The sequence below is a fragment of the Acinetobacter sp. TGL-Y2 genome, assembly GCF_001612555.1.
Taxonomy (GTDB): domain Bacteria; phylum Pseudomonadota; class Gammaproteobacteria; order Pseudomonadales; family Moraxellaceae; genus Acinetobacter.
Genome location: NZ_CP015110.1, coordinates 708,600 through 731,527 on the forward strand (window position 1 = coordinate 708,600; position 22,928 = coordinate 731,527).

General features: G+C 41.1%; 20 protein-coding genes. 18 read left to right on the plus strand and 2 right to left on the minus strand.

What is annotated here, in order from left to right; translation table 11 throughout:
- Nucleotides 1–2 precede the first annotated feature (2 nt).
- The 4 genes from murA to hisC all read left to right on the plus strand — a co-directional run bounded on the left by murA (nucleotide 3) and on the right by hisC (nucleotide 4,872).
- Nucleotides 3–1,259, plus strand: coding sequence for a UDP-N-acetylglucosamine 1-carboxyvinyltransferase (murA, locus tag AMD27_RS03330; protein WP_067656301.1), 1,257 nt, complete (start codon nucleotides 3–5; stop codon nucleotides 1,257–1,259).
- Nucleotides 1,259–1,960, plus strand: coding sequence for an ATP phosphoribosyltransferase (gene hisG / locus AMD27_RS03335; RefSeq protein WP_067656302.1), 702 nt, complete (start codon nucleotides 1,259–1,261; stop codon nucleotides 1,958–1,960). The genes murA and hisG overlap by 1 nt, the downstream gene beginning before the upstream one ends.
- Before the next feature lie 358 nt (nucleotides 1,961–2,318).
- Entirely contained in the window at nucleotides 2,319–3,620 is a 1,302-nt protein-coding gene (hisD, locus tag AMD27_RS03340) for a histidinol dehydrogenase (protein ID WP_171254766.1), read from the plus strand.
- A 154-nt stretch (nucleotides 3,621–3,774) separates the two neighbouring features.
- The gene (hisC, locus tag AMD27_RS03345) at nucleotides 3,775–4,872 is read left to right on the plus strand and encodes a histidinol-phosphate transaminase (RefSeq protein WP_067656307.1); all 1,098 of its coding nucleotides are present in this window, start codon (nucleotides 3,775–3,777) and stop codon (nucleotides 4,870–4,872) included.
- Between the two features lie 95 nt (nucleotides 4,873–4,967).
- Here the strand turns inward: hisC and AMD27_RS03350 are convergent, their stop codons facing one another.
- Nucleotides 4,968–6,353: an anthranilate synthase component I family protein gene (locus tag AMD27_RS03350; RefSeq protein ID WP_067656310.1), complete on the minus strand. Its 1,386-nt coding sequence runs from the start codon at nucleotides 6,351–6,353 to the stop codon at nucleotides 4,968–4,970.
- Nucleotides 6,354–6,559: 206 nt separating this feature from the next.
- On the opposite strand from AMD27_RS03350, the gene AMD27_RS03355 reads away from it, so the two are divergent.
- The 6 genes from AMD27_RS03355 (at nucleotide 6,560) to AMD27_RS03380 (ending at nucleotide 14,682) form a co-directional block, all read left to right on the plus strand.
- A complete protein-coding gene (locus AMD27_RS03355; RefSeq protein ID WP_067656313.1) occupies nucleotides 6,560–7,417 on the plus strand; it encodes a DUF6160 family protein in 858 nt (285 codons plus the stop codon).
- Between the two features lie 177 nt (nucleotides 7,418–7,594).
- Nucleotides 7,595–8,428: a C39 family peptidase gene (locus AMD27_RS03360; RefSeq protein ID WP_067656317.1), complete on the plus strand. Its 834-nt coding sequence runs from the start codon at nucleotides 7,595–7,597 to the stop codon at nucleotides 8,426–8,428.
- 40 nt (nucleotides 8,429–8,468) lie between these two features.
- On the plus strand, nucleotides 8,469–9,725 hold the full coding sequence (locus tag AMD27_RS03365; RefSeq protein ID WP_067656322.1) for a hypothetical protein: 1,257 nt from the start codon (nucleotides 8,469–8,471) through the stop codon (nucleotides 9,723–9,725).
- Nucleotides 9,726–9,737: 12 nt separating this feature from the next.
- A complete protein-coding gene (locus AMD27_RS03370) occupies nucleotides 9,738–11,402 on the plus strand; it encodes an OmpP1/FadL family transporter (RefSeq protein ID WP_067656325.1) in 1,665 nt (554 codons plus the stop codon).
- Between the two features lie 11 nt (nucleotides 11,403–11,413).
- A complete protein-coding gene (filE, locus tag AMD27_RS03375; RefSeq protein WP_067656326.1) occupies nucleotides 11,414–12,763 on the plus strand; it encodes a putative pilus assembly protein FilE in 1,350 nt (449 codons plus the stop codon).
- Between the two features lie 29 nt (nucleotides 12,764–12,792).
- Nucleotides 12,793–14,682 (plus strand): hypothetical protein, encoded by a 1,890-nt coding sequence (locus AMD27_RS03380; RefSeq protein WP_067656329.1) that lies wholly within the window; start codon nucleotides 12,793–12,795, stop codon nucleotides 14,680–14,682.
- 118 nt (nucleotides 14,683–14,800) lie between these two features.
- Here the strand turns inward: AMD27_RS03380 and AMD27_RS03385 are convergent, their stop codons facing one another.
- Nucleotides 14,801–15,349, minus strand: coding sequence for an NUDIX hydrolase (locus AMD27_RS03385; RefSeq protein WP_067656331.1), 549 nt, complete (start codon nucleotides 15,347–15,349; stop codon nucleotides 14,801–14,803).
- Between the two features lie 131 nt (nucleotides 15,350–15,480).
- Here AMD27_RS03385 and AMD27_RS03390 point away from each other — a divergent pair, with 131 nt between their 5' ends.
- From AMD27_RS03390 to AMD27_RS03425, 8 genes are all read left to right on the plus strand, one after another.
- Entirely contained in the window at nucleotides 15,481–16,095 is a 615-nt protein-coding gene (locus AMD27_RS03390) for a CoA pyrophosphatase (protein WP_067656333.1), read from the plus strand.
- 152 nt (nucleotides 16,096–16,247) lie between these two features.
- Nucleotides 16,248–16,775: a gamma carbonic anhydrase family protein gene (locus AMD27_RS03395; protein WP_171254819.1), complete on the plus strand. Its 528-nt coding sequence runs from the start codon at nucleotides 16,248–16,250 to the stop codon at nucleotides 16,773–16,775.
- Between the two features lie 157 nt (nucleotides 16,776–16,932).
- Complete coding sequence (gene tsaB / locus AMD27_RS03400) at nucleotides 16,933–17,598, plus strand: tRNA (adenosine(37)-N6)-threonylcarbamoyltransferase complex dimerization subunit type 1 TsaB (protein WP_067656335.1); 666 nt, start codon at nucleotides 16,933–16,935, stop codon at nucleotides 17,596–17,598.
- A gap of 12 nt (nucleotides 17,599–17,610) precedes the next feature.
- Complete coding sequence (locus tag AMD27_RS03405; protein WP_067656337.1) at nucleotides 17,611–18,435, plus strand: undecaprenyl-diphosphate phosphatase; 825 nt, start codon at nucleotides 17,611–17,613, stop codon at nucleotides 18,433–18,435.
- Complete coding sequence (locus tag AMD27_RS03410; protein ID WP_067656338.1) at nucleotides 18,429–19,247, plus strand: class I SAM-dependent methyltransferase; 819 nt, start codon at nucleotides 18,429–18,431, stop codon at nucleotides 19,245–19,247. The genes AMD27_RS03405 and AMD27_RS03410 overlap by 7 nt, the downstream gene beginning before the upstream one ends.
- Nucleotides 19,248–19,367: 120 nt before the next feature.
- The gene (locus AMD27_RS03415) at nucleotides 19,368–20,813 is read left to right on the plus strand and encodes a C13 family peptidase (RefSeq protein WP_067656340.1); all 1,446 of its coding nucleotides are present in this window, start codon (nucleotides 19,368–19,370) and stop codon (nucleotides 20,811–20,813) included.
- A gap of 13 nt (nucleotides 20,814–20,826) precedes the next feature.
- Nucleotides 20,827–21,663: an S-formylglutathione hydrolase gene (gene fghA, locus AMD27_RS03420; protein ID WP_067656343.1), complete on the plus strand. Its 837-nt coding sequence runs from the start codon at nucleotides 20,827–20,829 to the stop codon at nucleotides 21,661–21,663.
- Between the two features lie 143 nt (nucleotides 21,664–21,806).
- The gene (locus AMD27_RS03425) at nucleotides 21,807–22,913 is read left to right on the plus strand and encodes a YjgN family protein (RefSeq protein WP_067656345.1); all 1,107 of its coding nucleotides are present in this window, start codon (nucleotides 21,807–21,809) and stop codon (nucleotides 22,911–22,913) included.
- The last annotated feature ends 15 nt before the right edge of the window (nucleotides 22,914–22,928 follow it).

The following is a 22,928-nucleotide window of genomic DNA, read 5'->3' on the forward strand; positions in this document are numbered from 1 at the left end:
AGATGGATAAATTTTTAATTACTGGTGGTGTAAAACTTGAAGGGGAAGTGCGTATTTCGGGTGCGAAAAATGCGGCTTTACCTTTATTGGCTGCCATGATTTTGGCAGATTCACCGATTACCTTGACCAATGTGCCTAATTTAAAAGATGTCAATACATTGGTTAAATTGATTGGTGGTTTAGGTGTCACGATCAATTATGAAGGCGAAAAAGTCATTGCAGACGTTTCAACGCTCGACAATCAATTTGCGCCTTATGAACTTGTAAAAACCATGCGTGCATCTATTTTGGTGCTTGGTCCATTACTTGCGCGCTATGGTAGTGCAAAAGTATCTTTACCAGGCGGCTGTGCCATTGGTTCACGCCCTGTCGATCAGCATTTAAAAGCTTTAGAAGCTTTGGGTGCACAGATTGAAGTCGAAAATGGTTATGTGCTTGCCAAAGTCGATGGTCGCTTAAAAGGCGGCGAAGTAGTTTTTGACATGGTGACTGTAGGTGGAACAGAAAATATTTTGACTGCGGCGGTGTTGGCTGATGGTGTGACCACCATTCGTAACGCGGCACGTGAACCTGAAATTACTGATCTTGCCAACATGTTGATTAAGATGGGCGCAAAAATTGAAGGTTTAGATACAGATACTTTGGTGGTTACAGGTGTTGAAAGCTTACATGGCTGTGAATACGCTGTAGTGGCAGATCGTATTGAAACGGGTTCATATTTGGCTGCGGCTGCCATTACTGGCGGTAAAATCAAGACGACGCATACAGATCCAACCCTCATGGAAGCTGTACTCGATAAATTCGAAGAAATGGGTGCTGAAGTCACCCGTGGTGATGACTGGATTGAGCTTGATATGATGGGTAAGCGTCCTAAGGCAGTTAGCTTCCAGACTTTACCGCATCCAGAATTTCCAACAGATATGCAAGCACAGATTATGGCGGTGAATACCATTGGTCGTGGTTTTGCGACTATTTCTGAAACGATTTTTGAAAACCGTTTTATGCATGTTCCTGAATTATCACGTATGGGTGCAAACATTCAGGTTGAAGGTAATGATGCAGTGGTGACTGGGGTGGATAAATTGTCTGCCGCACCTGTCATGGCAACAGATTTACGTGCTTCATTCTCTTTGGTTCTTGCAGCACTTGCAGCTGAGGGCGAAACATTGATTGACCGTATTTATCATATTGACCGCGGTTATGAAGATATTGAAGCGAAATTACAAGGTTTAGGCGCCCAAATTAAGCGAGTAAGTTAATGAGCGATATGAGAAACGATGATCCAAACTTTGACGTAATGGGCAATTTTGATCATGGTTTAACTTTAGCATTAAGTAAAGGTCGTATTTTAAAAGAAACGCTACCTTTACTTGAAACAGCAGGGATCAATTTACTTGAAGATCCTGATAAATCGCGCAAGTTGATTTTTCCGACCACGCATAAGCAGGTGCGTATTTTAATTTTACGTGCCTCTGATGTACCGACTTACGTTGAAAATGGTGCGGCAGATATCGGTGTTGCGGGCAAAGATGTACTGATGGAACATGGCGCGCAAAATGTCTATGAACCTTTAGACTTGAAAATTGCGGTATGTAAACTGATGACTGCGGGCAAAGTCGGCATGGAACGTCCAAAAGGTCGTTTAAAAATTGCTACCAAGTACGTGAATTTAACCCGTCAGTATTATGCAAGCTTAGGCGAGCAAGTCGATGTAATCAAGTTATACGGTTCAATGGAACTTGCACCCCTTGTCGGCTTGGGTCATTACATTGTTGACGTGGTGGATACGGGTAATACTTTACGTGCCAATGGTCTTGAGCCACTGGAAGAAATTTGTAAAGTGTCTTCACGTTTAATCGTGAACAAGGCAAGCTTTAAGCGTAAACAGCAGTTACTGAATCCAATTCTGGCACAGCTTGAACAAGCCGTGGAAGCACGTGAACAAGCCAAAAAAGCTTAATTTGATTTAAGTTCTAGAAACAAACCGTCCGTGAGGGCGGTTTTTTTCTTAAAGCGAAGTAAAAGAGAATTATTTTTGTATTCAATGTTTTATCAGATTGCAGTGCCCAATGATCTATTGTCATTCAGCACTACCAGAATAAACAACGATGATGTTTAGAGCATATCGATAGCTGAAGGATTGCATGAATTTCATGTTCAAACTGGCATGATTCTTCAGAAGAATTGAACACAACCACTCGGGATAATGCATCAATAAAATCAACCGCTATTTTCAATAAAACTCATTGACTTGGTAGCATAATCATAACCACAAAGGCTTTGAAACAAGGTAAACTTGAGCTTCCGTATATTTTATTGTGGATAAATTGATGCGACGTTTATCGACTCAAGATCAAAATTTCAAACAAATTTTTGCTGATTTGTTGGCTTTTGAAACTGTGAGTGACCCAGAGCTGTTAAAAACCGTAGATCAAATCATTGCCGACGTTCGTCAGCATGGTGATGCCCATGTGCTTAAATTGACTCAACAGTTCGACCGACATCCAGCGCATCAATTTTCAGACCTCGAAATTTCTCAAGCTGAGCTTAAAACGGCATTTGATGGTTTGAGCACCGAAGTGCGTGAAGCTTTGGAAATGGCGGCAGATCGTGTGCGTGAATTTCATCAAGCCCAAAAACAAGAGGGCTGGAGCTATGTGGATGCATTGGGCAATACCTTAGGTCAAAAAGTAACGCCATTGGATCGTGTCGGTATTTATGTTCCAGGTGGCTTAGCGTCTTATCCATCGTCCGTACTGATGAACGCTGTTCCTGCACATGTGGCAGGCGTACTTGAAATTATTATGGTGGTTCCTGCTCCAAATGGCGAACTCAATCCATTGGTATTGGCAGCTGCGTATTTGGCAGGTGTGAGTCGTGTATTTACCATGGGTGGAGCGCAAGCGATTGCTGCATTGGCCTATGGTACAGAGACCATTCCAAGTGTGGATAAAATCACAGGACCTGGAAATCGTTTCGTTGCTGCGGCAAAACGTGCGGTGTTTGGTCAAGTCGGAATCGATATGATTGCAGGACCTTCGGAAATTTTGGTTTATGCAGAAGGTGCAAATAATCCAAAATGGTTAGCCATGGATTTATTGTCACAAGCTGAACATGACACGGTGGCTCAAGCGGTATTTATGAGTCCAGATGAGCAGTTATTAAATGATGTAGCTGAAGCCATTGAAGCGCATTTAAAACAATTGCCAAAAGCAGATATTGCCCGTACGTCTATTGCCAATCGTGGTGCTTTAGTTTTAGTGAAAGATCGTGCAGAAGCGATTGAGTTGATTAACCAAGTTGCGCCTGAGCATTTACAACTGTGCTTAGATGAGGCAGAAGTTATGGCTGAACAGATTCGTCATGCGGGTGCTATTTTTATGGGACGTTTCACGCCAGAAGCGATTGGTGATTATTGTGCAGGTCCGAACCACGTTCTACCGACTTCGGGCACAGCACGTTTTTCATCGCCACTTGGCGTATATGATTTTCAAAAGCGTTCGAGTTTGATTATGTGTTCTGAGCAAGGGGTAAAACCTTTGGCGAGAACTGCAGATATCTTGGCGCAACAAGAAAACTTAGATGCACATGCAAGATCAGCACGTTATCGTTATCAGTAATTAAAAATTATGAAACCTCTCCCGAACCCTCTCCTGAAAGGAAAGAGGACTTACATTATAAAATCAGATGTTTACTGAGTTATTTTGTTAAGAGATGAAGATTCCTCTCCCTGTGGGAGAGGTTAGGTGAGGGTTTTAAATAAGAGAAAATAAAATGTCAAAGATCACATCAGAACAAATGCGTTTTTGGAGTCCAGAAGTACGGGAATTACAGCCGTATGTGCCGGGTGAACAACCTAAAATCCAAAATTTATTAAAACTGAATACCAATGAAAATCCATATCCGCCGTCACCAAAAGTGGTTGCAGCGGTTCAAGCGGTATTGGAAAATTCTGCGGATGCGCTGCGTTTGTATCCAGATCCAGATGCAACAGCATTAAAACAAGCGATTGCAAAGCAACAACATGTTCCAGTTGAACATGTGTTTGTCGGTAATGGCTCAGACGAAGTTTTGGCGCATATTTTCAAAGCTTTTTTTGTGCAGGAAAAGCCGATTCTATATCCAGATATTACCTATAGTTTTTATCCTGTGTATAGCCAGTTTTTTGGGTTATCGGCAAACACTAAAATATTGCCTTTAAATAATGATTTTGAAATCGTGGTCGATGACTATAAACAGCCGAATGGTGGCATAATCATTACCAATCCGAATGCGCCGACCAGTATTGCACTCGGTTTATCTGCGATAGAAGAAGTCCTTCAAGCCAATCCAGATTCGGTTGTGGTCATTGATGAAGCCTATGTCGATTTTGGTGCCCAATCAGCTGTTGATTTGGTAGAAAAATATGACAATTTAGTGGTTTGTCAAACCACATCAAAATCACGATCTTTAGCTGGATTACGGGTGGGTTTTGCTATTGCGCAACCGCATTTGATTGCTGCACTTGATGTTGTGAAAAATAGTTTTAATTCATTTCCAATTGATCGCTTTGCAATAGCAGCGGCAGTTGCCTCTTTTGAAGATCAAGCTTATTTTGAAGCTCAAACTCAAAAGGTGATTGCAAGTCGTGAAAAGCTGGTTGCTCAATTGACAGAAATGGGTTTTAAGGTTTTACCCTCAAGTGCCAATTTTATTTTTACCACTTTAGCTACTCACGATGCGGGTGAATTGGCTGCGAAACTGCGTGCGCAAGGGATTATTGTGCGTCACTTCAATAAGCCAAGAATCAATCAGTATTTGCGTATTACCATTGGAACAGATGAGCAAAATCAGCGGTTAGTGAACACATTGAAAAACGATATTTTGGCTTAATCTAATCCCTCCCTTTGATAAAGGGAGGAGTTCCCTCCTTGAGTAAAGGAGGGTTAGGGGGGGTAATGTTTGAAAATGATTTTTCAATTATTCTTTTATTTTGGCTTATACCAAGTATTTAACAAATCCAGCATCGCTTCAACTTTATCAAAACATTCTTGATATTCTGCGTCACAATCTGATGCAATCGTAATGCCACCGCCTGCCCAAATTGAAATATCATCTGCTTGTTTTTGAAGGGTTCGAATTAAAATATTCCACGAACCAGTGCCATCAAAATTAAAATAACCCATAGAGCCGCAGTAGACACCGCGCTGTGTAGGTTCTAATTCTTCAATGATTTGCATTGCACGAATTTTTGGTGCACCTGTGATTGATCCACCTGGTAAGGCATTGAGCAATACATCCAAAGGATTAACCCCAGTTTGTAGCGTTGCCGTGACTTCACTGACCATATGGTGCACCTGATTAAACGACTCAATCTCAAACAGTTTTGGGGTATGTACTGAACCTTTTTCAGCAAAGACGCTCAGGTCATTACGCAGTAAATCTACAATCATTACATTTTCCGCTTGATCTTTTTGCGAGTTGATCAAGGTCTGCTTTGAGACTTCGTCTTTTATAGGATCTGCATAGCGTGGCATCGTCCCTTTAATCGGTTTGGTGGTGATTTTACCGTGAGCTTCAAAGTCAATAAACAATTCAGGGGAGCAGCTTAATATTTCAAAGTCGCCCACCTTTAGATATCCCGAATAAGGCGCATTGGTCAGCGTCCAAAAAGCATCAGCTGTATGAACCAATTGACCTGCTGCCTTTGCGCTAAACGCTTGGGTTAAATTGATCTGATAACAATCTCCAGCACGAATATATGCTTGTACTTTATCGAATGCAGTTTGATACTCAGATTTTTTCCAATGGGCTATACAAGGTGTGAGTAGCTCAAAGTCTGCTTTAGTTATTTGGTTTAACGCTTGTAGGACTTGCTCAAAAATTTGTTCAGCCTGTTTTTCGGTGCTAACGAAATGCCATTCACCATTTTCGCATGTTAAAAAGCTTTGGTAATTGCCCATAAATGCATTGGGTTGGGCTTTTAAGTTCGAACTAATATGTCTGCTTGCTGCAAAATTATAATCAAAGAAACCGATATAACCGCCGTTAAACTCTCGAGGCTTCAAAGGCGTTTGTGCTGGTGAAAACTGCACAAATTCTTCAAAATTTTTGATCGTTTCATTTTGTAAATATTTTAAGCCGACATGACGAGAGTAGCAGCTAAATTTATCTTTAAATTGCACACAGTAATGTAAAGGCAAAATGCCAATAACGGGTTGATGGTGATTTTCAAGATAAACACAGCCAAATATTGTCTGTAATTTTTCTAAAATTTTACCAATAGAAATGCTCAATAAATTTAAATTTTTTTTGAAAAAATAAGGGGTTAATGCTTGCGATTTGTTACGCTCTTTCTCGGGAATATGTATCATAAATATTAAACCAGTTCACACTAATACCACTTATCGGGAATAAGTCTAAATTTCCAAACAGATATTGATCATACGATAACATAAGGTTAATTTAATAAGGCAAATCGGACTGCTCAAGGATTGACGTTTCAGTTGTAAAAAAACAAAAAACAACCGAAACACGGAGAGTGGTTAAAAATGAAAAAAAATGCTCTTGGAGAGTTAACATGAAATTATTTACCAAACTTGCTTTAGCTTCATCAATCATCCTTAGCGCTAACGCTATGGCAATGCAGGCTATGGATGATGCATCACTCAGTTCAACAACAGGTCAAGATGGTCTTAATATTGGTATTAACCTTGAAGGTGGTGCCATTACCGTTGGTCAATTGTTGATTCATGATAACGATGGTTTAGCGGATACTGCTTTAGGTGGTACAGGTACTGCTGGTGCAATCGTTATTGGTACAGGTGTAGACGGTGCTGCTCCCGGTGTTTCAATTACTCAAACAGGAACGGGTAATCTGCTTGATCTAGCGATTGACACGGATGCGGGTAGTACAGGGACGGGTGGTGCTTTTCTTAACGTTGCAGCAAGTGTTTCGGGTATGGATATTTCCGTGGGTTCGATTGGTGTAGGTGCATCAGGTGTTAAGACTGCTGATTCTGTTGTACGTGGTACCACGGGCACTGTGAATGAGATTCTAACAGGCCTAGATCTATCCCTAGGCTCTATCACGGCGAATGTTCAATTGGGTGCAACCCCACAAGGCGCTATGATTGTTCTAGACTCTGAAATTGTTGGTGGTTTGAAATTATCTAATCTGGGTATTAAAGATAATGCTGGTGGCGGTTCAATTGTATTGGATAGCATTCAAGTGGTTGATACAGGAAGTTCAAATCTAAGTGCGAATGCCAAAATTGGTGTGAATCCTAATGGCTTATACATCAAACCAGTTGCTCAGAACATCAGTGCATATATAGGTGGTGTACACTTAGGTTCAGCAGCAGCTGCTTCTATTGGTGATGTTGAAATCAAAGGTTTAAATATGGGAACTTCTACGATCACAATTAGCGGACACTAATTCATTTAAAAAAAACGCGTGTACATCACGCGTTTTTTTTTCTCAAATATTTCTAAAAAATTACTGTATTTTTATATTAAAAACGGTATCTTAAGGATAAGAACAAATTAGAGTTTTTACTCTGAATACCAAAAATAACCATAGGCAATGACTGCCGAAACTAGAATAGTTAACATTATGATAGAAATTACTTTAGGCTCGGCAATCATGTATTACTTTGCCAGTCGCTCACTTGATATTAAAGAAAAGCCAGCAGAAGCGGTTTATTATTCTGAAATTGTTGATCCTAGAGATAAGTCGTTTACTCGAAATCATCGTGAGGCTGTGCTAATTAAACCCGCCTTAGAGAATCAGTTTCGAGGCATTGTGAGGCAAGCTTATGACTATAGTTGTGGTTCAGCAGCACTTACCACAGTTCTCAATGGTCATGTGGGGCTCAATCTAACAGAACAACAAACCATGGAAGGCTTACTTCGTTTTGGTGAATATGAGCGCATTGTTGAGCGCCGTAGCTTCTCATTATTAGACATGAAACGTTTTGTTACAGCTTTGGGCTATGAAAGTGGCGGATATAAAGGCGAATTTGAAGACCTGATCAAACAACAACAACCTGCAATTGTACCCATTCATTATGCGGGCTTTAAGCATTTTGTGGTGTATAAAGCATTTAAAGATGGGCGGGTCTATGTAGCAGATCCAGCCTTGGGCAATATCAGTTTTGAACAAGAGCGGTTTAAAGAAATCTGGGAAAACAATACTTTATTCCTCATTAATGTTCCAAAAGACCAACAAAAAAATTTATTGGCACTTCAAGAAACAGATCTCAGACATGTGGATGACGCCACAATCAATCGTTATGCTTTAGTTGAAGCGCAGTTTTCAGCGGATTATATGAACCGAATTGCAGACAAAGCTTCGACCATGAGAAAGGTGATTGACCGAGACCCTAACTCCCCTACGTACAATCAGCCAATTACAACCTTTATGCGACTCTATTATAAACGTAAGTAATAATTTATAAAAAATTACACAAAAAGTTGGTAGGAAGAATATGAAAAATCAATGGATGAAACGAACCTTACTCGCATTAAGCATTCAAATGGTGATGGGTACAAGCTATGCAGCTGAAGCTGAGCTTGAAGGGGAAGCTGATCTGATCGAAGAGGTCCAAAGTACTGCTGTCGCAAATCCTACTTTAGACAATCTTGATCAAGAAACCGATACTGTCGAAACAAAATCTGCAGTTGAGTCAGCAGTAGTGGTAGATCAAACTGATATTCAACCTGCCCCTAGCTTTAATAAGGATGAAACTGCTTCGCTAGTGCCGCAAGCCGAAGGTCAAGCGGCAAATGCGTTGCAGCAAAAGGAAGGTGATGCAACGCAAGAGACGAACTTACAAGAGGTATTTACCTCAAGTGAGCGTCAATATTCACTGATTAAGCAGGGTGAGATTTCAGCATTTTATGACTTAGATTATTCATACTACCGAGATTCACAAATTAATGCATCGCTGGATGAAGGTTCATTGTATCAACTGCGTGTCGATGAAGATGCCAATCATACCATCACCAATACATTCACGGCGCAATATGGTGTTCTGGACAATCTGACACTTAGTGCATCTGTTCCACTGGTGGCCAAGTCAGACAACTTAAAAGACACCACCACCGCTGGTCTTGGTGATATTAATTTAGGCGCACGTTGGGAACCCTTTCCACTTAAAGCTGGCCGCCTGCCTTTAATATTATTCGGAAGTGTCTCAACCAAAACAGGCGACAGTCCTTATGAGATTAATCCTGAAACAGATTTATCTACAGGTAAGGGCTATTACTCAGTAGGTGTGGGTGCAAGTACTCGGAAATATATTGATCCTGTTGTGCTTTTTGCTTCCGTCTCTGCAAATTATGGTTTTAAGGAAACAGGGTTAAATCAACTGCGCGGGGGCGGTAATACAGAAGGTGAAGGTCTTGATGGTAAAACACGCATTTTAGATACATTTGAGCCTGGCATTACAGGTGGTTTCTCTTTTGGGTTTGCCTATTCATTTAACTATGACGTATCGCTCACCATGTCCTATCAGCAGTCTTTTAATACCAATACGTCTTTTACCTATCAAACAGGTGAGAAATATAAAGCAGCAGATCAAACAAGTGCGACTTTCGCCATTGCTTTGGGTGTCCGTGTAAATCCTGAAACGATTGTGAATGGAACATTAGGGATTGGTTTGACTGAGGATGCGCCAGATGTATCGCTTGGTTTGTCATTTCCGCTTGATATTTTAGGTTTCGGTAAGAAAAAACCGAGCTAAGGGAGAGAGGGTATGGCTTACCATCGATTAAAACCCTTGGTTCTGGCAATTGTCTTAACTGGGTGCAGTACGTCCGTTTTTGCTCAACTGGGGCAAAATCTATCTGTCGATGTTCGTTCACTGACCATGGGGAATGCAGTCACTGCAGATCCACCTGGGATTAGTGCGATTCACTTTAACCCTGCTGCATTGACCAAGCTAAAAGGCTTGCAAACTGACGTACAGGGTTTAATTGCCAACTTTGATGTGCAACGCGAATTTTCTGCACCCGAAGGTTACGATGTGTTTGGTTATTCTGATGACCCTATCGTGTGTAATGACGCACCAGATAATCCATCTAGCCTATGTACTGACTACAAAGGTACAGTTAGTGGTGATGTAGAGTATGCCAGTCTTTATATTCCCATTCTCAAAAAAGTGGTTGATTTAGGTGAAGGATGGCCCGTTGCAGCACCAACTGCAGGAATTTCGTATAACCCACCTGGTTCAAAACTGACTTTTGCAACAGCAGCTTATGCACCTATGGTCGCGGGCTTCGGTGCTGAAGACGGTAATCCTGGTAACTATATGGGTCAGCAGGTTGCCATTGAGCGGATTACCTATTTGTCACCATCGATTGCTTATCAAGTGAATGACGAACTCTCAATCGGTGCATCGATTGGGATGTCCTATCAGGCCATTGCCATGAAAACGGATTTACGCTTTCCCAATGAGTTAATTGGCGTGCTTCGTATGGTGGATGAATCTGTCTGTGGTCCATTTCGTGAAAACTCCAATATTATTACCGATATTATTTTATTCGGTATTTGCCGTGCCGATGAAGGCATGAATCCGTTTAGTACCTTTGGTAAAATGGATGTAGCGCTGGAGCAGAGTTTAAGTCCAAGTTATAACTTGGGTCTGATGTGGGAGCCAACAGAAGACTTCGGCTTTGGTATTGTTTATCAAAGTGCGGCGAAAATGCGCTTAAAAGGCAAGTACGTCATTCAAAACGCCAATGGTCCACGAGAACTAATTAAGGGTCTTAATGAGTCACCTACAGGTCAGATTTTGGCGGCTATTTTAGGTTTTCCAAGCTACATTCCACCGATAGAGTCTGGGTTACTTGCGATGGATTTGGAATATCCAGCGCATTTTCAGGCAGGGATTAAATATAAAGTCTTGCCAGATTTACAAGTGAATTTTGATGTCGGTTGGACGGATTTCGCTGCGTGGGATAAGTTTAAGTTTGAATTTGACCGTCAGATCAGCGCGCTGAAAATTGCCAAGCTTTTGTCCAATGATGTGTCCGATACCACCTTGTCTTTACCTTTAGGCTTTCAGTCGCCGTGGAGCTGGGGAATTGGATTTGAATACTCTGCCAATGAGCGTTTAAAACTACGTGTGGGTTATGAACCACGGACCAGTGCTATTCCAGACAATAAGCGCAATACGATGGTGCCGATTAACAATGCACAGCTATTTGGCTTAGGTCTGGGTTATCGTTTCGATGAAGATAGTGATATTGATCTGTCCGTCGCATTTTTAAGAAGCCGTGACAATATTCCTGCAGGAAGCAGTAGTTTGGCAAACAAGGATACAGTAGATAATCTTCTACTGAACCCATATGCCGGTTTAAATGTATCGACCAATACCAAAGTGACTATTCTTGGTATTAACTATAGAACGAGATGGTAAGGATACTGAATATGCAAAAAGCAAAGTCAGCACAAGCCGTACTTTTGCTGTGCTGTGGTTGGTCGAGTTTAAGTTTCGCAGCTGACTTCTATACCATTATTGGCCCTGATGGTCGTCCGATGATTATTCAGCAAAACGCTACGAGCGTTAAACCTAAACGAGAAAAAGTGAAAGCCCCTGTACAACCACAAAAGGTTGAGAGCAGGTCATCTGACCATAGAGCTATGGATCACACTACTCAATTTGAAGGCGCACATTTTCCTGAAAACAACACTAAAGTTACTCCAAACGCGGCTGATTCGACGCAGTTAAACCTACAGAATCAAAAGGATCAATCTAAAGTAGAACAAGTGCTTGAGCAAAAACAGCGTCTCGCTAAACCACCAACGACTCAACACATCAGTAAAGATCGAGCATTACTAAATCCTGTAAAGGATAATCAAAAGCTAAAAAAAATCGAAAAAAATGATGAAGCTGGTCAAGTGCCTTGGGTGAATCAATCTCAAGCTATCCATGTTCAGCCAAAAAATGCCAAGAGCAATACTGAAACCTCAAGTAGCGAGGCTAAGCAGGCTTTGAAAAGTGCGGGCTTAGTTTCAGCACCTGAATCTGTTTCTATAGCAAAACCAGTAGATGTAAACCCGAGTCAAAAGCCTAAAAATGATGACTCAAAATTTACAGAAATTGATGGTGTGCAATATGTGGACAATGAATATTTAGAAGATAAAGAATTTAACCTTGAAGGTAAGAAACGCTTTTATATTATGTCTGAAGCAGGCGTTGCAGGTGGACGTCAGTTTGAAACTGTGGAACGCGAAAAAGGAATTAGCAAATCGGTATTTTCGAAGTTCTTAAAGAACGATAAAGCCGTTCATGGGCCAATCGTACTGTCATCAACTTATTTTAGATTACCGAAGGAACAGGTGGTTGAGAATCTACAACAATCCTGTTTCACAGGTAAGAAAATTGAAAAAGCTAAGTTTTTAAGTGTGGACAAAGATGAAATGGGTTTTTGGCCTGTCGCACCCATCAAAGAAAATTTTGCCTATGAAGTGGTCAAATTAGATCAGAAGGTCGAAAACATTCAGCTAAGCTCATATGCATCATCACAAAAAAATCCAAGTTATTACTGGCCCTTGGTCGTGTTTCTAGATCAGCAAGGCTGTGTCATCGAAGGGGTCACGGGTTTTAAAAATGAAGATGTGGATGCCAATCATCGGCAGTTTGCATCTTTGGTGGGTGTACTTAAGAAACCGAATCAAGCGCATTTTCTATTTATGACCCCTTTGGCTGAATCTGTAGATGTAAACAATCTGAAGCTGTCCAATATAGGTCAAATCAAACTCAACGTTTTAAGATAATTGAACAAGATAACCAAAAGGGTTTAAAAATGAATAATAAAATATTTCTTCCATTCGCTTTATCCAGTTTCATGTTGGCCATGTCGGGTTGTGGCGGTGAAAGTGCTACGATTCATGAAGACCCAAATACTGGAGTTAAAACCTCAACCAACGGCTGTGATGCAAGCAGTGATAGTTGTTTGGGTTTTGTCGTCACTTATCCTGTTGAAGGTTTAAATTTTGATTGCAGTAGCGACACTAAAAATCATTTTATTACCCAACTCGAAGGCAATATTGCGACAGGTGGTTGTGCAGTAGGTGATAAGGTCAGCTTTTATATACAAGGACAGGATTCAAGTCGTAAAATTGAACTCGGAACAGTGGATTTAAAACAAATCAGTCCGCTAAAAGTGGCAAGCCAGCCTGTGCAAATCAGTTTATTGGATATTGCAAAAGGCATGACCGGTAAAGATGCAGTAGCGATGGATCTTACAGATCCAACTTTCAAAACCATGGTCGGAATCACACGCATCTTTCAAGCTGTTGGACTTTCACAAAATGGTCATGTATTGGGTGATGTTCAACCGATTGAACTGACAGCCAAACTTAAGAATGACCTAGAGAAACTCTCTGCAAACGTGACTGCCAGCGAATTTATAGATGGTCGTTATGTAAGTAGCATCGCACCCTGGCTAAATCTAGGTACAGTCAGTGAAAGTGTGGCAGAGAATGTTGCAGAGCAAATGGTTCTGCTGAAAAACGTCAATATTTATAGTGCAAATTTCTTGGCGGTGTCTGCTTTAAACGTAGATGTCGGTGGTTTCCATGGTAAAAGCCAAAATCAAGAATCGATCGCCAACATGTATGTGTTGACCACTCGACAAGGTTATACCACAGGCTACACGGTACAATGGAAAGGCAAACCTTTAACCACAGGCAGCCAAGTGATTAGTAGTATTGGACGAATTAATTTACTGACTCAAGTCCCTCCAATTAAGCTTAACGCCAATGACGGTGTAAAAAACTGGATTAGTCCTTTAAGCAATAGCATTTCAACACCGTTATCTTTTAAAACGACCTCTACGGCAAGTGATCAACTGGATATATATCAAGGCACGATACTCAGCCAAAAAGCAATTGTGGGCACTGAGTATATGTATAAACAGGTTACAGGAAGTAGCACAGCACCTGCCAATAATGTTTATGGCCAGTGGCGTCAAAGCATAGATAATGAAAATTTTACAGGCTCAATCGATGTGTATCAGTCGAATCCTGCAACTTATCTCGATCGGGCGGTATTTAAAACCATTAATACTGTAAATAATGGTGAAAATTATATATTCCCGCTGTATGCAACCTTAGAGTTTAGTTTCCAAGATCCAGCGATGCCAGTGCAAAAAGTGGGAATTGTGATTGATGAGTTTGGCGATATTCGCACCAACCGCTCAGCAACATCTTTGGCATCAGATCAATGTTTAACAGTCAATGCCAATATGCAAGACAGCAATGGTGTTCAGCAGTATCGAATAGGGACTACAGGGGCAGCAAACCAAAGTAGCAATGATAAGTCGATTACTTTGCGTATGATTTTAGCCAATTCTATTTTTGGTCCATTGGATGGCGCCTTAATTGGCTTAAATGAAAGCTTTATGTATTTACCCCAAGACAATCAAGGCAATGTGTCAAACTTATCTTCTGGCGGTGTTCGATTAAACCTGCAGAACTTAATCAGCAGCAATACTACAGCTTCAGGGATTAACATCACGGGTTGGGATGGTGCAGCCTCAAAAGATGCTGAATGGCTGAATATGCATGCTGTGGCGCAGTCTATTTATGACACCGCCAATAAAGTCACACCGCAGAGTGAGCTGGCTAAACGTCAGCAAGGTAAAATTAATATCAGTTTGCCTACATGCTACAGCATTAAAACCAAGACTTAATGCATAAAAAAACAGTACTTACCTTAAGAAAAAATCCATCGATAGTGATGGATTTTTTTATGTAGATTTGAATATATCAAATGATAAGTTTTGATGTAAATAATTGTATTGGTTCAATTTAACCCGTGTGATCTAAACGCGTGCCTAAGGTTTCAAGATGGGTTGGGAATTCATTGCTATTACGGTCTTCAAAATAATGTCTTAAAGTACGTTCTACGCTTGGAAAGGCCAGTTCATTCCATGGAATTTCATGTTCTTCAAATAAACGACTTTCAATAGTTTCATCACCCGCGCCGAATTTCCCATCTACAAGTATAGATTTGAACAGCACATAGATTTGACCAATTCGAGGAATATTATACATACAGTACAACTGTTCAATCTCGACTTCAGCCTCGGCTTCTTCACGGGTTTCACGTGCAGCACCTTGCTCCATGGTTTCAAAAAGTTCCATGTAGCCAGCGGGCAAGGTCCAAAGTCCATAACGAGGTTCAATGGCACGGCGGCACAATAAAACTTTATTTTCCCAAATGGCGAGTGCGCCACAAATCACTTTCGGATTCACATAATGAATCGTTCTGCATTGAGTACACACTTGGCGAACTCTTTCGTCACCTAAAGGAATTTGGTCTGTTGTCGGTTGTCCGCAGGCCGTACAGAAAGGCATAAGCATCATTGAAAATATGAGATGATTCAGCATAACGTAAAACGATGACTTTCGCATCATTTATAGCCTTATGCACAAAATTTCATATATGATGGAATGACAATAAAAAATCTCAAATTGAGTGTGTAACGATGATGGAACCACCTTTAACACAGCTTCTTCAACAGCATTTACGCTTCTCAAAGCGGATTCAACATGCACATGCTGCTGTGTTAATTGCGATTACCAATGAAGATGACCCCAAAATTTTACTGACCCGCCGTTCGATCTATATGAATAACCATGCGGGTGAAGTGTCTTTCCCAGGTGGTAAACGCGACCCAAATGACACCAGTAATATTGTGGTGGCACTTCGTGAAGCATGGGAAGAAACCGCACTCAATCCATTTGATGTGACGTTGTTAGGGGATTTACCCATGGAGCGATCTAAAACAGGTATTTTGGTCAAGCCTGTGGTCGGGCTGATTCCACCACAAGTGAATTTGATTGCACAGCCCACTGAAATTGATCGTATTTTCTTTGCCTCCATACGCGATATGATGAAAGCACCACCGACACCTTACGAAGTCAGACTGGCAAAGCAATCGATCTATTTTCCAAGTTTAAGAATTGAAAATGAAGTGGTGTGGGGCTTAACCGCTCGTATCATTATTTCGCTATTTCAATATGGACTCAATTATAAAAAGAATTGGCCGTTTTTATTAAATTCACCGAGTTTTAAATCGGCTATTTTTAAACATCATTAATCTGTACATGATCAATGTGAAAACATGGGTATAGACATTATGACCATACTTGTCATATGAGGATGTTCAAAAAAGATAATTGACCAACCCAATAGAAAATCGGTGAATCAATAGCCTGTCAATATAAAAGCATATAAAGGAATATGATCATGATGTACAAATTTCAGGGACAAGCACCTCAAGCGACCCATGAACCTTGGGATGGATGGGTTGCAGACACAGCAACCGTCATTGGGCAAGTTGAGCTTGGGCGTCAAGTCAGTGTTTGGTTTGGGGCAGTTGTGCGTGCGGACAATTGTAAAATTCGTTTGGGGGATTTTAGCAATGTCCAAGAAAATGCGGTGTTGCATACGGATCACGGCATTGAAATGAATATTGGCAGCTACGTCACCATTGGTCATCAAGCGATGTTACACGGATGTACGATTGGCGATAATTCCCTCATTGGCATTAATGCGGTGGTGCTCAATAACGCCGTGATTGGTAAAAACTGCATTATTGGTGCAAATGCTCTGATTCCTGAAGGTAAAATTATTCCAGATAACTCTCTGGTGATGGGATCACCCGGTAAAGTTGTCAAAACCTTAGATGAGTTTGCTGAAGCCAAATTAAAACTCAGTGCGATGCATTATGCCGAGCATTATAAAAATTTCGTTCAGCTGGAAAAGTTCGAGTTTTAAGCGCTGAGTTGTGTCAATACAATGTGCAAATATTTGAGTTTAAAGCATGATATGAAGGGTGCGCATAAATAACAGCAAAACATCACAGAGAACCTCTCGCGTGAATAAAATGAGTGGAGTATGATAGGCGTCATTTTTAACGTAGATAGGGTCGTGCATGAAATTGCTTGCATTAGAAACTGCCAATGAGCAGTGCTCAGTTTCGTTAATAGATGAACATCAGACACTTTATTTTCAGCGTGATGACCGTGCAAAAGCCCAGACTCAGACCATTTTACCGATGATTGAGCAAGGTTTTAAACAAACCAAAAGCGCAATTTCAGACTTAAGCGCGATTGCGTTTAGTCGTGGACCGGGTTCATTTAGTGGTGTGCGGATCAATGCTGCGGTGACGCAAGCCTTGGCGTGGTCAAATGACTTGCCTGTGATTCCCGTGTCGACTTTACAAGCACTGGCACAAGCGGCGTATCGCGAATTAAAATTAGAACGTGTGACTGCGGTCCTTGATGCACGTATGAGTGAAGTGTATATCGCAAGTTACCAACTTGATGATCAAAAGATTATGCAAGCTGTCGATGAAGAACAGCTACTTAGCTATAGCGATGCACAAAGCTATCAAAAATTTACTTTGATTGGTTCTGGTGCAGCTTTAGTTGATGCACATGCAGTAGAGCATTTAAAAATTACAGCATCAGCTGAAGATATTGCGACTATTGCCCGTATTCAAGCTTTAGACGAAAAATGGGTGAGTGCAGAATATGCATTGCCTGTGTATTTACGTGACAACGCGTGGAAAAAAATTCCAGAACAAGGCAAATCATAACTAGGGATTTATATGGATCTTTTACTGCTGCTTAAAGCGGCAATTATGGGTATTGTTGAAGGTATCACTGAATTTTTACCCATTTCCAGTACCGGTCATTTGATTCTGGCAGCAGAACTCATGAACTTTTGGAGCAAGGAAAAAAGTGATGTGTTTGTGATTGCCATTCAAATGGGTGCAATTGCAGCGGTGATTTATGAATATTGGGCTCGTCTTTGGGGCGCTGCTACCGGTATGTTCACAGGTGAGGAAAAAGGACGCAGACTCGGTTTTGGTTTGATTCTGGCGTCTATTCCAATTGTACTGATTGGTCTAACGCTAGGGCAAACCGTTAAGGCACTATTGTTTAATGATATTGCGATTGCGATTGGTTTAATTGTTGGTGGTGTGATTATTATTTGGATTGAAAAAAATCCACCTGCGATCAAAGCTGAAGAAGTCGAAAACATGAGTTATAAGGATATGATTTGGATTGGTCTCATTCAAGTCTTGTCTTTAATTCCAGGAACGTCTCGTTCAGGTGCAACGATTATCGGTGCCATGTTTTTGGGTGTTTCTCGTAAAGCGGCGACTGAGTTTTCTTTCTTTTTGGGTATTCCTGTTATTGTCGGTGCAGGCTTACTTGATCTTTACCAAAGTTATGATGTGTTTCAAACGAAAGAGGATTGGACTGTTATCGCAACAGGTCTGATTGTTTCTTTTGTATCTGCGCTGATTTTAATCCGTGTCTTGGTGGCCTATGTCGCGAAGCGTGATTTTATGATTTTTGCGTGGTATCGCATTGTATCGGGTTTAATCATTTTATTGTTTGCATATACAGGTTGGAAGTTATGGTAAGCGAGTTACGCTTATTTGTAGAACACGACTTTCAAGAGAAAGCACAGCAGTATTTTGCTGTGCTTTCTTCTCGTGGGGTAGCGGTAAAGATTGAGTTGGTGGAAAAGCTTAATGCACGTTTTTTCCGATTAAATCCAGATTTGGCACTCTGTGTGGATATAGAAGGACTATGGTTGTCTGCCAATGGTATGAAAATGCAGCCCGACTGGAAGGCAGAAGTCGGACGTTTAAAACGTGCCAGCTTAAAGTCCGAAATGATTGCACGCGCATGCAATTTGGGTGAAAAACCTAAACTCATTGATGCAACAGCAGGACTCGGACATGACAGTTTGCTGATGGCGCATTTGGGTGCGGAAGTGACTTTGGTTGAGCGTCATCCGATTTTATTTACGTTATTGGAGTCGAGCAAAGCACAAGCAGAAAATGATCCGTTTCTAAAGCCAATCGTGGCGCGTATTCATCTGGTTTTTTCGGATTCAGCAGACTACTTAAAAAGGCAAATTGCGCAAAAAAAGATAGTCGATGTGGTTTATTTAGATCCGATGTTTCCGCAGCGCGATCAAAACCAAAATGCCGTGAAGAAACAAGCACAAGTAAAAAAACAAATGCAGCTTTTACATGTGTTATTGCCCAAAGATGGTGACATGGATTTGGGTGATCATTTGCTGGAACTGGCACGAAAAATGGCAAAACGCGTGGTGGTCAAACGACCGCGATTGGCTGTGTTTTTGGCAGACCAGAAAACTAATCATCAGTGGCATGGTGATGCGTGCAGATTTGATGCCTATTTTCAGCATCCTATTTCTGAGTAATTTGGTAAATGCTTCAATAATAGTCAAAAAACTGTTATATAGTTAAAAGTAGTATTGATAAAATTTTAACCGAGCATACACTAGAAAAGCTGATACAGGCACCTGCAAAAATGAACCCTTATGATAGATCTGAAACCCTCAATTAACTTTTGGCATGATTTAAAAAGTAACCAACGTGCAGGTATATGGTTGTTTTTGGGTTCACGTAAAGCTCTGCAAATTGTACGCCCATCGATTCTGCAATTGATTTTTTGGGGTATTTTGGGAGGCTGTGCCAACAGTTTGTTTAGTTGGCTAGTGGCAGGCGATGCAGGGGAGTTCAACAAACAAGGCTTAGTAAGCTATGCACTGTGGCCTTTTATTGCGCTCGTGGTTGGCATATTTTTATCCCAGCGAACCAATAACCCACGTTTAATGCTGGTTCCAGCACTGCTGTGGTTGGTGCTTGATACCCATATCGCGCTTTTACAAAGCTTTATTCAGTATCTTGGCACTTTAGACTTTTTACCTCATTTTACTTATGACTACTTACCAATCGTTTTTATGGTTCTGTTTGTATGGCAAAGCTTAGCTGTCGTTTGGGTATTTGCACGTGAATTGAAGTGGCCATGGTGGGAACGCGCACTGATTATGCTCGTAACGTTGTTCACTTTAGTGGTTTGGCAAACTTCAGTGTCGGATCAGCCGATTTGGAAAGTCGAAGAAATTCCACCTTCTCTTTCAGAGCAAGCATTTTATACTCAAAATCGTTTATTGAATCAGTCCTTACAACAGATTAAATTCGGTGAGTTTGCAGACACGCATTGGTATTTTATGGGTGTGGCAGGCGCAAGTTACCAAGATGTATTCAAACTCGAAATCGAACGTATTCGTGAACAGTTCGATACGCGTTTTGGAACCTATGGCAGATCAATTGCGCTGATTAATAATCCGGCCACGCGTACTGAAGTACCATTGGCATCGAAAACCAGTATGGACTTGGCATTACAGCGAATTGGTTCGCAGATGAACCGTGAAAGTGATGTGTTATTTCTATATATGACCTCACACGGTTTATCCAATCAATTCGAAATGGAAAATGCTCCCATAGACTTGGATGATGTCGATCCGAAGTGGTTAAGACAAACTTTAGATAAATCTGGTATTCGCTGGAAGGTGATCGTGATTTCAGCGTGTTATTCAGGAAGCTTTATTCCTGCTTTGCAATCGCCTGATACTTTAATTATTACTGCCTCTGCTGCAGATCGAGATTCTTTTGGTTGCTCAAGTGAATCCGATTATACCTATTTTGGGCGGGCCTTCTTCGATCAAGCGATGCGTGAAAAGAGCAGTTTAAAAACCGCGTTTGATGAAGCTGCGAGCACCATTGCCACTTGGGAACAGGCGCAAGGTTTTCAGCCATCTGAGCCGCAGTGGGTCATGGGTAAAAACATGGAATTGATGCTGCCACAGCTTGAACAACGCTTATTTCCACAAAAGGGTGCGCAAGCTTCAACTCAAAACCAAAATCTGGATTTGAATGATTTAAACTTTAAAACTGAAACTACGGTTCAGGTTAATCCATAAGGTAAGTAATCTCATGCAACTGATTCAGAAAAATAAATGTTTTGAAGGTGAACAACGCAGTTATCAAATTGAGTCACGCTCTTTAAAAGGAAGTACGAAATTCTCGGTCTTCTTGCCACCGCAAGCATTAGAGGGGCAGTCGTGTGCTGCACTGTATTATCTTGCGGGATTAACCTGTACCGAAGAGACGTTTGTGATTAAGGCGCACGCACAGCGTTTGGCTGCTCAGCTGGGTCTCATTTTGATTAGCCCAGATACTTCTCCGCGTGGCGATAGCGTGGCGCAAGGTGATTCTTGGGATATTGGTCAAGGCGCAGGTTTTTATATCAATGCCACACAAGCGCCATGGGCCGAACATTTTCAAATGGAAAGCTATTTGATAGAAGAATTATATCCACGCTTACTGGCTGAGCTGCCGATATTATCTCATGCAGTCGGGATATTTGGTCACAGTATGGGCGGGCATGGCGCCTTGACTTTGGCATGGAAATATCCAGAAAAATTCAAATCGGTTTCTGCCTTTGCACCCATTTGTGCACCGAGTGATTGCCCTTGGGGTGAAAAGGCTTTTAATGCTTATTTGGGGGCGGATCAAAAGACTTGGCATGCGCATGATGCAACCCAATTGGTCTTAAACAAGGGCGCATTGTTTGCTGAAGTGTTAATTGATCAAGGTTTAAATGATCAATTTTATACTCAATTACATCCTGCTCAAATGCGCGAGATATGTGAAAAAGTCGGTCAGAAGCTGACCTTGCGAGAACATGCGGGCTACGATCATGGTTATTTCTTTATCCAAAGTTTTATGGATGATCATCTGCAATTCCATGCACTTCAGCTTCAAAAATAAAGTAGAATCTTCAGGGGGCACGAGCTCATGTGCTCCTGATGAAATAAAATTGAAGATCAATATACAATTTAGATGTTCATTTTTCAGCGCAGAATTTTATTAAATTTTTTATTTAAAAATATGACTTAGAACAGAGAATAATAATGCAACACTCCCAAAACTCTGCACCACCAAATTTACCTGAACTAGAATCGCCATTTCCGTTGTCTGACGAAGATTTGAACCGTCCTGTGTATATGGGGCGCGAGTTTAAGTTCAGATTCCATGGACAAGCGATGGAATATTTTGGTATTTGGATCGTGAATATATTATTGACCATTGCCACTTTAAGTTTATATGCACCTTGGGCAAAAGTGAGGCGCTTACGTTATTTCTATAATAATACTGAATTTTTTCATCGTTTCTTTGATTTTACCGGTGTCCCGACCAAAATCTTAATCGGACGTCTGATTGCTTTAAGTATATGGGGGGTATTTGCCATTGCCTCCTATATGGAAATGACGATTGCGGCCTTTGGGGGGGTATTTATTTATTTGGCATTGCCTTGGCTGGTCAGAGCCACGATTCGATTTAACGCGCGTAACAGTAAGTTTGGCAACAGTCGATTTTACTTTGAAGGCAGCAGTAAGCAGGCCTATAAGCAGTTTTTTATCGCCGCCTTAATTGTTATTTTTACCTTGGGTATTTTCACGCCTGTGGCGATTTGGCTGTATAAGCGCTACACCATCAATCATCTGTATGTGGGGCAACTCAAGTTTAAATTAAACAATGATTGGTCCAGTTATATGCGTGCCGTGTATGTTCCGATTTTGATGTTTATAGCGGTCTTATTGGGCTTCGGTGTGATAGCAGCCTTTATTCTACCGATGAGTGGTGGATTTGGAAGTAGCCACTTTATCAATCTACTTTTGGTGATTTACGTTGCGGGTATTTTGTTTGTAGGTCCTTTAATTCAAGCGCGAATCTTTATGACCACGTGGAACAGTACCGCCATTAATAGCAGTGAATTTAAAACCAGCGCCAATCAATGGCGTTATGCATGGATTATAGCGAGTAACTGGATCATTAAAATTTTAAGTATTGGTTTAATGTCCGCGTGGGCAGCGATTCGTCTATATCGTTATCAAGTTGAATCTTTGACATTGACCTTGCATGATGACCCAAATCTAATGATCAATATTGCACAGAATGATCACAGCGCCATTGCAGAAGAGATTAGCGACATTTTCGACCTCGATATTTCGCTCTAAGGAAAGGAGAGAGAT